Origin of the sequence: Kitasatospora purpeofusca, assembly GCF_036010405.1 — a bacterium.
Taxonomy (GTDB): Bacteria; Actinomycetota; Actinomycetes; order Streptomycetales; family Streptomycetaceae; genus Kitasatospora; species Kitasatospora purpeofusca.
In genome coordinates this window covers 6,779,022-6,792,026 of record NZ_CP108561.1, presented here as the reverse complement: position 1 = coordinate 6,792,026, position 13,005 = coordinate 6,779,022, and the positions used below count along the sequence as shown (strand labels likewise).

The 13,005-nt window shown below is 73.6% G+C and carries 7 protein-coding genes; 2 read left to right on the top strand and 5 right to left on the bottom strand.

All coding sequences use genetic code 11. The features are described from left to right. Window positions 1-84: 84 nt before the first annotated feature. The 3 genes from OG715_RS29715 to OG715_RS29705 all read right to left on the bottom strand — a co-directional run bounded on the left by OG715_RS29715 (window position 85) and on the right by OG715_RS29705 (window position 5,145). On the bottom strand, window positions 85-1,602 hold the full coding sequence (locus OG715_RS29715; protein ID WP_266274209.1) for an ArnT family glycosyltransferase: 1,518 nt from the start codon (window positions 1,600-1,602) through the stop codon (window positions 85-87). Window positions 1,603-1,818: 216 nt separating this feature from the next. After that, window positions 1,819-3,738 carry a 1-deoxy-D-xylulose-5-phosphate synthase gene (gene dxs / locus OG715_RS29710; protein ID WP_266274210.1) on the bottom strand — a complete coding sequence of 640 codons (1,920 nt, stop codon included), beginning with the start codon at window positions 3,736-3,738 and terminating at the stop codon, window positions 1,819-1,821. A 222-nt stretch (window positions 3,739-3,960) separates the two neighbouring features. Continuing rightward, the gene (locus OG715_RS29705; RefSeq protein WP_266274211.1) at window positions 3,961-5,145 is read right to left on the bottom strand and encodes an ROK family transcriptional regulator; all 1,185 of its coding nucleotides are present in this window, start codon (window positions 5,143-5,145) and stop codon (window positions 3,961-3,963) included. Window positions 5,146-5,605: 460 nt separating this feature from the next. On the opposite strand from OG715_RS29705, the gene OG715_RS29700 reads away from it, so the two are divergent. Continuing rightward, entirely contained in the window at window positions 5,606-7,387 is a 1,782-nt protein-coding gene (locus OG715_RS29700; RefSeq protein WP_266274212.1) for an outer membrane protein assembly factor BamB family protein, read from the top strand. A gap of 139 nt (window positions 7,388-7,526) precedes the next feature. Further along, window positions 7,527-10,106: an aminopeptidase N gene (gene pepN, locus OG715_RS29695; RefSeq protein ID WP_266274213.1), complete on the top strand. Its 2,580-nt coding sequence runs from the start codon at window positions 7,527-7,529 to the stop codon at window positions 10,104-10,106. A 154-nt stretch (window positions 10,107-10,260) separates the two neighbouring features. Here the strand turns inward: pepN and OG715_RS29690 are convergent, their stop codons facing one another. Both OG715_RS29690 and malQ read right to left on the bottom strand, forming a co-directional pair. Beyond that, window positions 10,261-10,491 carry a hypothetical protein gene (locus OG715_RS29690; protein ID WP_030395011.1) on the bottom strand — a complete coding sequence of 77 codons (231 nt, stop codon included), beginning with the start codon at window positions 10,489-10,491 and terminating at the stop codon, window positions 10,261-10,263. 20 nt (window positions 10,492-10,511) lie between these two features. Continuing rightward, on the bottom strand, window positions 10,512-12,698 hold the full coding sequence (malQ, locus tag OG715_RS29685; protein WP_407661035.1) for a 4-alpha-glucanotransferase: 2,187 nt from the start codon (window positions 12,696-12,698) through the stop codon (window positions 10,512-10,514). Window positions 12,699-13,005: the final 307 nt, after the last annotated feature.

The window sequence follows — 13,005 nt, the reverse complement described above, 5'->3', positions numbered from 1 at the left end:
TTGACGGTCACCGGGGCCCTCTGTCGTCCGCCGCGGCCCGTACGGAGGCCGCTGCGGGCCTTCCGGCGGGTACCGGGCGCGTCGTCAGCGCTTGAGGCGGTAGACGACGGTGTCGGCGAAGACGCCGACCATCTCGTAGTGGGTGTCCAGCAGGTTCTCGATCTTCGGGATCATGCCCGGCTGGTACGGCGCGAGGCCGGAGTCGTCGACGACCACCTCGGGCAGCCCCTTGGCGATCTCCTGGTCGAAGGTCTGCCAGGCGTTGGCCATCGAGAACTGCTCGCCGACGTTGGGGCTGCCGTCCTTGCCGCCGCTGTAGTTGGTCAGGAAGCCGGCCGTGAGGTACCGGGTGGCGGGCTTGCGGTCGGCGAGCCAGTACAGCTCCGGGTGCATGCCCCAGACCAGCACGGTGTCCTTGGGCGTGGTCTGCGCGGCGACGGCGGTGGCGACCTCGGTGGTGCGGTCCAGCCGCTCCCCCGGCCAGGCCAGCGCCAGGCCCCAGAAGACGGTGGCGGCGGCCGTGGTGTACACCAGCACCGGCTTCCAGCGGACCGCCGAGGTGGCGACCGCCCCGGTGCCCAGCAGCACCAGCGGGGGCATCAGCTGGAGGTAGTAGTGGCCGAAGAAGTGGAAGCCGACGCTGACCGCGACGACCGAGGAGAGCAGCCACATCCACAGGTCGGTGGTCGAGCCGTGCTCCTCGCCGGCGACCGGCAGCGGGCGGTGCCGGTACTTCAGCCACAGCCTCCGGCCGACCGGCAGCAGGAAGCCGAGCCCGGCGCCGATCAGGATCGCCGAGTTGCCGAGCGCCCGCCCGACCATCTGCAGCCAGGCACCGCCGGAGGTGGCGTAGTCGCCGCTGCCGGTGACCACCCAGAACAGGAAGCCCTTGGGTTTGGTCAGGATCACCGCGACCAGCGCTATCGGCAGGGTGAAGCCGAAGCCGATCTTGAACAGGGCGGGGATCCAGCGGACGCCGCGCTGCCGGGCGTCCTGGAAGAGCATCCAGAGCACCGGCAGCAGCACCGCGCCGCCGGTCTGCTTGGTCAGCGAGCAGAGCGCCACCGCGATGCCGGCGGCCAGCCAGCGGCGGCGTTCGGCGTAGCGGAAGGCCGCCACCATCGCGGGCAGCATGAAGACCTCGAAGGTCGCCGCCTGGGTGTCCTCCGGGGAGAGCCCGATCGAGACCAGCAGGTAGAGCAGCCCGGCGCCGGCGCCGGCCCGGTTGCCCCAGCGGCCGCGGGCGATCGAGGCCAGCAGGATCGCGGTGACCAGGTGCGCGGCCACCGCGAGGGTGCGCAGCGGCCAGAGCGAGGCGGAGCCGAAGACCGTGAAGCACGCCTGGTAGAGCCAGGGCAGCAGCGGGGGCTTGCGGTCCACCACGGTGTCGTAGAGCACGCCGCCGTCGGCGAGCATCCGGGCCTGGGTGGCCAGGAAGCCCTCGTCGGGGCTCCAGACCGGGCGGACGAAGGACGGCAGGTGGGTGAGCAGGGCGACCAGGGCCAGCAGCGGCACCAGACGCGACCAGTAACCGGTCTTCACCCGCTCCCAGCCGTCGGCCGAGGGTACCCCCAGGGGCAGGCGCTCGGTGAGCGCGGTCAAGCGGGATCGGGTGGGGGTCGGCACGGATGACAACCTACCGGGCGGAATCGGCACGGGCAGCGCCGGTCCCGCCTTTGGTGCGATTATCGGCCTCACTGTTGCAGAGCTGTCGCAGAGCCGGGGCGGACGGCCGCCGTCCGGGGCTCTCCCCCGGACGGCGGTACTCCCTCGGACGGCGGTACTCCCTCGGACGGCGGTACTCCCTCGGAGGAGCGGTCAGGCCTCGACGGTGGCGACGTCCAGCCGGGAGACCAGGGCGGTCACCTGCCGGGCGATGTCCGGGGCGGTGAGGCCGATCTCGGCGAGGATCTCCGGGCGCGAGGCGTGGTCCAGGAACGCCTGCGGGATGCCGAAGTCACGCAGCGGCAGGTCCATGTCCGCGTCCCGCAGCGCCTGGGCGATCGTCGCACCGACACCGCCGACCCGGCCGTTGTCCTCGACCGTGACGACCACCCGGTGCTCCGCGGCCAGGCCGGGCAGCGCCGGGTCGACCGGCTTGACCCAGCGCGGGTCCACCACGGTGGAGCTGATGCCCTGGGCGGCCAGCAGGTCGGCCACCTCCAGGCACATCGGGGCGAGCGCGCCGACCGAGACGATCAGCACATCGGCCCGGCGGCCGTCCTCGGCCCCGCCGAGGGAGTCCGGCACGGCGGCGCGCAGGACGTCCATGCCGCCGACCGTGGCGACCGCCGGGACGGCCTCGCCGACCGAGCCCTTGGAGTAGCGGACCACCGTCGGGGCGTCCTTGACCTCGACGGCCTCGCGCAGCTGGGCGCGGACCTGGTCGGCGTCGCGCGGGGCGGCGAGCCGCAGGCCGGGGACGACCTGGAGGATCGACATGTCCCACATGCCGTTGTGCGAGGCGCCGTCGGTGCCGGTGACGCCGGAGCGGTCCAGCACGAAGGTGACGCCCAGCTTGTGCAGGGCGACGTCCATCAGCACCTGGTCGAAGGCGCGGTTGAGGAAGGTCGCGTAGACCGCGAAGACCGGGTGGAGTCCGCCGGTGGCCAGGCCGGCCGCGCTGGTGACGGCGTGCTGCTCGGCGATGCCCACGTCGAAGATCCGGTCCGGGAAGGCCTCGGCGAACGGGGCCAGGCCCACCGGGTGGAGCATCGCGGCGGTGATGCCGACGATGTCCTCGCGCTCGTGGCCGAGCGCCACCATCTCCTCGGCGAAGACCGAGGTCCAGTCCTTGCCGGAGCTCTTGATCGGCAGGCCGGTCTCCGGGTGGATGACGCCGACCGCGTGGAAGCGGTCCTCGTCGTTGTTCTCGGCGGCGTGGTAGCCGCGGCCCTTCTCGGTGAGGCAGTGCACGATCACCGGGCCGCCGAAGCCGCGCGCCTTGGTGAGCGCGGACTCCAGGGCGGTGAAGTCGTGGCCGTCGATCGGGCCGATGTACTTGAGGCCGAGGTCCTCGAACATGCCCTGCGGGGCGATGAAGTCCTTCAGGCCCTTCTTGGCGCCGTGCAGGGTCTCGAACAGCTGCTGGCCGACCACCGGGGTGCGCTGCAGGGTGCCCTTGCCCCAGGACAGGAAGCGCTCGTAGCCCTGGGTGGTGCGCAGGGTGGCGAGGTGGTTGGCGAGGCCGCCGATGGTCGGCGAGTAGGAGCGCTCGTTGTCGTTGACGACGATGACGACCGGGCGGTCCTTGGCGTCGGCGATGTTGTTGAGCGCCTCCCAGGCCATGCCGCCGGTGAGCGCGCCGTCGCCGATCACGGCGACCACCGGGTCCTGCTTGCCCAGCAGCTGGTTGGCCTTGGCCAGGCCGTCGGCGTAGGAGAGCACGGTGGAGGCGTGCGAGTTCTCGATCACGTCGTGCTCGGACTCGGCGCGCGAGGGGTAGCCGGACAGGCCGCCCTTCGTCCGCAGCCCCGAGAAGTCCTGCCGGCCGGTGAGCAGCTTGTGCACGTAGCTCTGGTGGCCGGTGTCGAACAGGATGCGGTCGCGCGGGGAGTCGAACACCTTGTGCAGCGCGATGGTGAGCTCCACCACGCCGAGGTTCGGGCCCAGGTGGCCGCCCGTCTTGGAGACCTCGGTCACCAGGAAGGTCCGGATCTCCTGGGCCAGTGCGGCCAGCTGTCCGGGCGTGAGCCGGTCGAGATCGCGCGGTCCCCGAATGCGGGTCAGCAGGGCCACCCGTTCCTCCTCGTTCGTATTCGCGGACCGGAGGTCCGACGGGCGTCGCTGCCCGGTGTCGACCGGTCGAGTCTAATGTCCGCCCACCGGACGCCGGGCGGGGCGTCCGGTGCCGACGGCCGGTACGCGCCAGCCACCTCGGCGGTCACTCTTTCGGGTGAACGTGGAGAACCGGCGTGTCGTTGCACCCGGCCGGGGCGGCCCGGTGGCGGGCGACGGGGGTCAGTGGCGGGCGACGGCGAGCGCGCTGGAGTCCCCCGCCTCGCTCATGACCAGGGCGAGCGCGCCCAGGACCTCGGCCCGACCGCCCAGGGTACCGGGGACCACCGACAGCTGGCGGGCGGCACTGGGGATCGCGTAGCGGGCCACCGAATCGCGGATCGGCGCGAGCACCAGCTCGCCGGCGTCCGCGAGGTCGCCGCCGAGGATCACCCGGCGCGGGTTGAGCAGGTTGCAGAGGGTCGCCACGCCGGTGCCGATCTGCCGGCCCGCGTCGGCGATCACCCGGCGGCAGCCCAGGTCGCCCTGGTGGGCCAGCTCGACCACCCGGGTCAGGCTGAGCTCGGCGCCGAGGGTCGGGGTGAGCAGGTTCAGCAGGTAGCGGGAGCCGACGAAGGTCTCCAGGCAGCCCCGGTTGCCGCAGCGGCAGACCGGGCCGGCCTCGTCCAGGGTGATGTGGCCGATCTCGCCCGCGGTGCCGCCCGGGCCCCGGTAGATCTGCCCGTTGACCACCAAACCCGCGCCGACGCCGCTGGCCACCTTGATGTAGGCGAGGTCGCTCAGGCCCCGGCCGGCGCCCCAGACCAGCTCGCCGAGGGCGCCGAGGTTGGCGTCGTTGTCGACGTGCACCGGCATGCCGAGGCGCTCGGCCAGCTCGCGGCCGGGGGCGATGCCGGTCCAGCCGGGCAGGATCGCGGTGGAGCCCAGTGCGCCGGTCTCCACGTCGATCGGGCCGGGCACGCCCAGGCCGACGCCGATCACCTTGTCCGGGCGGAAGCCGGCCTCCGCGAGCAGCCGCTCGACCAGGGCCTCGGCCCGGTCGAAGCCCTGCGCGGCCGAGACGTCGACGTCCATCGGGGCGCTCTCCTCGGCGAGGACCCGGTGGGCGAGGTTGCCGACCGCGACCCGCAGATGGGTGTGGCCGAAATCGATCCCCACCACGATGCCGGCGTCACCGCTGAGCGAGACGCTGCGGGCGCGGCGTCCGCCGGAGGAGGTGTCGGCCACCACGACGGTGCCGCTCTCCTTCAGTTCTCGCACGATGTTGGACACCGTGGCCGCCGAGAGTCCGGTCCCGCGGGCGATCTCGGCCTGGGTCAGCGAGCCGGCCATCCGCACCGCGCGGAGCACCCGCTCCAGGTTGGCCCGGTGCAGCGAGGACTGCGAGCCCGGAGTGTCCGTCGACATGATCCACCCTCCCAAGGGGGCCGGGGACCCCTCCGCCGGGTGTCCCCTTTCAACTCCTGAAGCCTAGAGCCTGTGTCCCGGTGAAGGCACGGGGGAGAGTGGGCGAAGAGGTGGTGAGGGCGGAAGGCCCGCGAGCGGGCGCGGGCGGACCGGCGGAGCGGCCCCGGCCCAGGTCGGCGGGGCGGGCCGAGGGCTGACAGCGCCGCAGGTCGGCGCGGGGGCGGCCGGGAGGGCAGGTTCCGACGCGGGTCCGAAAACCGGCCCCCCGTACGATGGTGCCCAATCTCACCCGTCCCGGCGGCCGCGGATGCGCGCCGCTCCCGGGACGATTCCAGACATGACGGGGCATCAGATGGCAGGGGACAACCCTACACCGGGAGCTGGCGAAGCTTCCGGCGGCGGACCGGACAACCGGGGCGTATCGCTCGGACGCCCGGCGGGCGGCGTAGACCCGGCGGCCGTGGCCGACCAGCAGACACAGCTCGACGGGGCCGCGGTCCCCGGTCAGGCCGCACCGCCGGCCCCGGCCGCACCGCCCGCGCCGCCCGCCGGGGCTCCGGGGGCCGCCGGGGCGTACGCCTACGCGCCCACCGCCCCCGCCTTCCCCTCGCAGGGCCCGGCGGGCGCCCCGCCGCAGGCCCCGCCGGTGGGCCCGTACGACCCCTCCGCCGGCCAGCCGCAGTTCGGCGCCCCGGCCGCGGGCCAGCAGTACGGGTACACCGCCCCGCCCGCCGACGGCGGCGCGGCCGGATACGGCTACCCGCAGCAGGGCGGCGGCTACGGCTACCCGGGCGCCCCGGCGCCCGTCGCCCCGCCGAAGCGCAACCCGGTGATGGTCTGGGGCGGCATCATCGGCGGTGTGCTGGCGATCGCCATCGTCGCCGCGCTGATCGTGCTCTTCACCGACGACAACAAGAAGAAGGACGACCAGCCGACCGCCTCCGGCGGCACCACCGGCCAGGTCACCGGCGGGCCCAGCGGGGACACCACCGCCGCCGCCACCGGCGGGACGGTCACCGCGCCGGCCACCGGCGGCGGCACCGGCGGCACGGGCGGCGGTGGCGGCGGCAAGGCCGGCGCCTACAACCCGGCCTGGGCGGCCGACAAGCCGGCCAGCTCGGTCAGCGGCTCGACCCGGATGCTCGCCATCTGGGGCGCCGAGAAGGTCGCGGTGCGCGCCGACACCACCGGCATCCGCGCCGTCAACACCTCCGACGGCAAGGAGGCCTGGAACATCCCGGTGCCCTCCGGCGCCAAGGAGTTCTGCTCCGCCTCGTACAGCGCCAACTCCAAGCACATCGCCGCGATCGCGCTGAACACCGGTGACAGCGACTGCTCCACCATCGCCGCGGTCGACCTCACCACCGGCAAGCTGAGCTGGACCGTCAAGGTCGGGCAGAGCCGGATGACCTCCCCCACCCTGACCGTCACCGACAAGGTGGTCGGCATCGGCGCCAACACGGCCGCCGCGGTCAACATCGCCGACGGCTCCGCGGCCTGGTCGTTCCAGCCGCGCGAGAAGGACTGCAGCGTCTACGGCACCGTCGCCGGCGCCCAGATCGTGGTCACCGACCGCTGCTACGGCCTCAACACCACCGTCAAGTCGCAGCTGGTGATCGTCGAGACGGACACCGGCAAGGTCGCCTCCCCCGCGCCGATCACCCTGACCGGCAGCATCGAGCGGGTCGACAAGGTGCTCTCCGAGCAGCCGCTCGTGGTCTCGATGTCCAGCGGCGCGAACGGCGACTACGTGCTGCCGTTCGACAAGACCAACAAGCCCGGCACCCAGATGCCCGTCAAGGAGCCCGGCTACGACAGCCTGCGGCTCAGCGGCCTGGGCGACGCCATCACCCAGAGCGTGGTCAGCGGCACCACCCTGTACGTGCAGACCAACCCGACCAAGCCCGCGGTGAACGCCTACGACCTGAACACCGGCAAGCGGCTCTGGTCGACCGACGGCAAGGCCAAGGACGGCCTGCGGCTGGTCTCCGGCACCGACAAGGACGGCAAGGTCCGGGTCATCATGGACATGGGCTACGGCACCGACGCCAAGCTGGCCTCGCTCGCCCCCGCCGACGGCGCCGTCAGCGAGCTCGGCACCATCGCGCTCGGCAAGGACTCCTCGTCCTCCTTCAGCATCAGCCTGAGCAGCAACGAGTTCGTGCTGAACTCGGACGGCGCGCTCTACGGGTTCTCCCGCAGCAGCATCGACGCTCCGGTGTTCAAGTTCGTCAAGAAGTAGCGGCACCCCCGGGCGGGGTGGTGCGGGCCCGACCGGGCCCGTACCACCCCGCCCGCGGCGTCCCCGGGGATATCCCCTCGGAGCCCGCGGACGGACATGGCAGGATGCCAGGCATCAGCCCGACGAAGGAGTCCTGCGAGTGCCCGGCACCAACCTGACCCGTGACGAGGCCCGCACCCGGGCCGACCTCCTGCACGTGGACGCGTACGAGATCGAGCTCGACCTGAGCTCGGCCCGAGAGGGGGGCACGTTCCGGTCCACGACCGTGGTCCGGTTCACCGCCACCACCCCGGGCGCGGCCACCTTCATCGACCTCGTCGCCCCGAGCGTCGAGGAGATCGTCCTCAACGGCGTACGGCTCGACAACAGCGCCTTCGCCGACAGCCGGATCGCGCTGCCGGACCTCGCCGCCGAGAACGAGCTGCGGGTGGTCGCCGACTGCGCCTACACCAACACCGGTGAGGGCCTGCACCTGTTCGTCGACCCGGTCGACGGCGAGACCTACCTGTACACCCAGTTCGAGGTGCCGGACGCCCGCCGGGTCTTCGCCTCCTTCGAGCAGCCCGACCTCAAGGCCGCGTTCACCTTCACCGTGACCGCGCCCGCCAACTGGGTCGTGGTCTCCAACTCGCCCACCCCCGAGCCGCAGGGCGAGGGCGACACCCGGGTCTGGTCCTTCGCGCCGACCGGCCGGATCTCCTCGTACATCACCGCGCTCGTCGCCGGCCCCTACGTCGGGGTCTTCGACAGCTACGAGAACGGCGAGCAGAAGGTGCCGCTGGGCATCTACTGCCGGCCCTCGCTGCGCGAGTTCCTGGACCCCGAGGCGATCTTCGAGGTCACCAAGCAGGGCTTCGACTACTTCCAGGAGAAGTTCGACTTCCCCTACCCGTTCGCCAAGTACGACCAGCTCTTCGTCCCGGAGTTCAACGCCGGCGCGATGGAGAACGCGGGCGCCGTCACCCTGCGCGACCAGTACGTGTTCCGGTCCAAGGTGACCGACGCCGCGTACGAGGCCCGCGCCGCGACGATCCTGCACGAGCTCGCCCACATGTGGTTCGGCGACCTCGTCACCATGGAGTGGTGGAACGACCTCTGGCTGAACGAGTCGTTCGCCACCTACGCCGAGGCGGTCTGCCAGGCCGAGGCGCCCGGCTCCCGGTGGCCCAACTCCTGGACCACCTTCGCCAACCAGATGAAGACCTGGGCGTACCGGCAGGACCAGCTGCCGTCCACCCACCCGATCATGGCCGAGATCAACGACCTGGAGGACGTCCAGGTCAACTTCGACGGCATCACCTACGCCAAGGGCGCCTCGGTGCTCAAGCAGCTGGTGGCCTACGTCGGCCAGGACGCCTTCTTCGAGGGCGTGCGCGCCTACTTCAAGCAGCACGCCTGGGGCAACACCCGCCTCGGCGACCTGCTCGGCGCACTGGAGAAGGCCAGCGGCCGCGACCTCAAGTCCTGGTCCGCCGCCTGGCTGGAGACCGCCGGCATCAATGTGCTGCGCCCCGCGCTGACCCTCAACACGGACGGCGAGATCGAGTCCTTCGCCGTGCTCCAGACCGCCCCGGCGCTCCCGGCCGGCGCCAAGGGCGAGGCCGTGCTGCGCCCGCACCGGATCGCCGTCGGCCTGTACGAGCTCAACGACGGCGCGCTGGTGCGCACCGACCGGATCGAGCTGGACGTCAACGGCCCGCGCACCGAGGTGCCGGAGCTGGTGGGCCGCCACCGCCCCGCGGTGATCCTGCTCAACGACGACGACCTCACCTACGCCAAGGTCCGCCTCGACGAGGACTCGCTGGCCGTCGTCACCGAGAACCTCGGCGGCTTCACCGAGGCGCTGCCGCGCGCGCTGTGCTGGGCCTCCGCCTGGGACATGACCCGCGACGGCGAGCTCGCCGCCCGCGACTACCTGACGCTCGCCCTCTCCGGCCTGCCCCGGGAGAGCGACATCGGCGTCGTCCAGTCGGTGCAGCGCCAGGTCAAGCTGGCGCTCGACGTCTACGCCGACCCGAACTGGCGCGAGCAGGGCCTGGCCCGCTGGGCCGAGGCCGCCGAGCAGGCGCTGCGCGACGCCGAGCCGGGCAGCGACCACCAGCTGGCCTGGGCCCGGGTGCTCGGCTCCGTCGCCCGGACCGACGGTCAGCTCGACCTGCTGGCCGGGCTGCTGGACGGCGGCACCGTGATCCCCGGCCTGGCCGTGGACACCGAGCTGCGCTGGGCCCTGCTGGGCCGCCTCGCCGCGACCGGCCGGGCCGACGAGGCCGCGATCGGGGCCGAACTCGCCCGCGACAACACCGCGGCCGGCCAGGAGCACGCGGCCAGCTGCCGGGCGGCCCGCCCGACGGCCGAGGCCAAGGCGGCGGCCTGGGCCTCCGTGGTCGACTCGGACGAGCTGACCAACTACGTGCAGGCGGCGGTGATCGGCGGCTTCCAGCAGGCCGACCAGCGCGAGCTGCTGGCGCCGTACGCGGAGAAGTACTTCGCCGCGGTGAAGGGCGTCTGGGAGAGCCGCAGCCACGAGATCTCGCAGCAGATCATCACCGGCCTGTACCCGGCGCTGCTGGTCGAGCAGGGCACCCTGGACGCCACCGACGCCTGGCTGACCGCCGCGGAGCCGTCGCCGGCGCTGCGCCGTCAGATCGTCGAGGCGCGGGCCGGGGTGGAGCGGGCGCTCAGGGCGCAGGCCGTCGACCGGGCCGCCGGGGAGCGCTGACACCGGCGGGGTGCGTCCCCCTCCCGCGCGGAGGAGGGACGCACCCCGCACGGGGTCGCGCCCTCACGCGGAACGGAAACGCCCGAGGGGGCGCCGGACGATGTCCGGCGCCCCCTCGGGGTCTGTGCTGGGCTCCGTGGTGGAGGGCCCTCGGCTACTTCTTCTTGTCCTTGTTGCCGTACGGCATCGCGGCCAGGCCGCCGATGATCACGAAGGCCGCGATCGGGAGCAGCACGTACAGGCCGAGGGTCTGGGCGACGCTCAGGCCGCTACCCGGGTCGTCGCCGTCGTCCCGGGTGAGGGCCATGGCGGGCGACGACAGCAGCATCATCAGCGTGACCGTTGCGGTGACCGCGCCGGCTCGCAAAGCGTTCCTCTTGTCCACGGTGCCAACTTACCCGTGACTTACGCCGGGCCGCTCGGCGGGGTCGGCCTTTCGGGAGCCGGTCCGGGCCCGGCGGGCGGTCGGGCGCCCACGGAGCGCAGCAGGTCGGCGAGGGCCCGCGCGTCCGGGGCGGCGGCCAGGCCGTCCAGGGTGACCGGGCGCCCGGAGCCGTCCGCGACCGGCAGCCGCCAGTTCGGGTACTGGTCCCAGGTGCCGGGCAGGTTCTGCGGGCGCGGGTCGCCGACCACGTCCGGCAGCCAGACGCCGACCAGCTCGGCCGGGGTGCCGGCCAGGAACCGGTACAGCGCCGTCACCGACAGCGGCTCGTCCTCGGACAGCAGGCCCAGCCGGAGCAGCTCGGCCCGCCAGTCGGCCAGCTCGGCGGCCGCCTCCGCCTGCTCCTCGCCGAGCGCGCGGGAGAGCAGGCCGAGCCGGTGGCGCAGCTCGACGTGCTCGCCGGAGAGGCGGGCCGCGGTGGACGGCAGGTCGTGCGTGGTCAGGGTGGCCAGGCTGCCCGGGCGCCAGCGCCCCGGGGGCAGGATCGCGCCGCCGCCCTGCCAGTCCCGCTCGAACCAGAGCACCGAGGTGCCCAGCACTCCGCGCTCCGCCAGCTCCTCGCGCACCCCCGGCTCGACGGTGCCGAGGTCCTCTCCGACCACGGCGGCGCCGGCCCGGTGGGCCTCCAGGGCGAGCACCGCGAGCATCGCCTCCGCGTCGTAGCGGACGTAGACGCCCTCGGTCGGGGCGTGCCCGGCCGGCACCCACCAGAGCCGGAACAGGCCCATCACATGGTCGATCCGCAGGGCGCCGGCGTGCCGGGCGGCGGAGCGGATCAGCTCGGCGAAGGGCGCGTAGCCGGCGGCGGCCAGCGCGTCCGGGCGCCAGGGCGGCAGGCCCCAGTCCTGGCCGTGCGCGTTGAAGGCGTCCGGCGGCGCGCCGACCGAGATCCCGGCGGCCAGGACGTCCTGGAGCGCCCAGGCGTCGGCGCCGTCCGGGTGGACGCCGACCGCGAGGTCGTGCACCAGGCCGACCGGCATGCCGGCGGTGCGGGCCGCCTGCTGGGCGCGGCCGAGCTGGCGGTCGACCTGCCAGGCGAGCCAGCGGTGGAAGGCGACCCGGTCGGCCAGTTCGGCGGCCTCGTGCCGGACGTGCGGGGAGTCGGGGTGGCGCAGGCCCTTCGGCCAGTGGTGGTGGTCGGCGCCGTGGCGCTCGGCCAGCGCGTTCCAGACCGCGTACCGCTCCAGCCACTCGCCCTCGCGGGCCAGGTAGGCGTCGAACGCGGCCGTGCGGACGGTGCCGTGCCCCTCCGCGTACCGGCGGTACGCGGCGTGCAGGAGTTCCAGGGCGCGGCGCTTGAGGGCCCACACCTCGTCGCGGTCGATCAGTCCGTCGTGGACCAGCACCTCGGCGCGCAGCCGGGCGGCGCGGGCGAGCAGCTCGTCGGCCTCGGCCCGCTCCTCGCCGGCCAGGTAGGCGTACTCGGGCACCTCCTCGATCCGCAGGTGGACCGGGTCGGCGAAGCGCCGGGAGGAGGGGCGGTAGGGGGACGGGTCGGAGGGCTTCGAGGGCAGGGCCGCGTGCAGCGGGTTGATCTGGACGAAGCCCGCGCCGAGGGAGCCCGCCCAGGTGGCCAGGTCGGCGAGGTCGGCAAGGTCGCCCATGCCCCAGGAGCGGTCGGAGAGGACGGAGTACAGCTGGGCGAGGAAGCCCCAGCCCCGACCGGGGAGAGCGGGGAGGCGGTCGGGGGCGACGATCAGGTGCGCGGTGGCGGTGCGGTCCGCGGCCTCGGCGTGCAGGGTATGTCGGCCGGGCGGGAGGTCGTCGGGCAGCCAGTGGGCGTGGCCGTTCGGGAGCCGCCACCGCTCGCCCTGCTCCAGGACGACGGTGAGCCGGGTGTCGGCGGGGAGGTCGAGCGCGGTGCGGCGGCCGGCCCGGGCGACCACGGTCGGCGGCAGCAGGCGGGCGCGCTGCTCCTCCCGGTGGCGGGCGAGCGCCTCACGGGCGGCGTCGGGGGTGGCCGCGGCCACGCCGAGTGCGGCGAGGACGGCGACCAGGGTGCGGGTGCCGGTCGGCACCCCGCCGGGGCCCTGGCGGGTGTCCACCCCGTGGGCCTGCGCCAGCGCCACCAGCTCGGACGGCGGCGGGGGCGCGTCCTGGGCCGGCACCTCCAGTGCGTCGGCTCCGTCACGGTCGAGATAAGCGGCCACTCGCGGCTCCTGCGATGTCTCGGCAACGCCCAGTCAGGACAGGCACAGTCCTACCCGGGTGACGACCCGGTGACCCGGCGCGACACGAGGGGGAACAGAACCGGGAGCAGACGGGGTACCACTCGTACACGGACGCAGGGGCACCACGAGCGGGCAAGTCCACCGGCACCACGCACGGGTGGAGTCCAGCGGCGCCACGCGTGGGTGGGTTCTTTGACCCCGGCCCAGCACGGACCGCGAGCGAGCCGAAGGGGCGCGCCGGTGCCGAAAGGGAGGCGCGAGGAGGCCGCGAGGAACGAGCGGCATC

Coding starts and splice junctions, on each gene's coding strand:
- OG715_RS29705 (WP_266274211.1), bottom strand. CDS start 5,145: ATGTCGACGGACACTCCGGGCTCGCAGTCCTCGCTGCACCGGGCCAAC.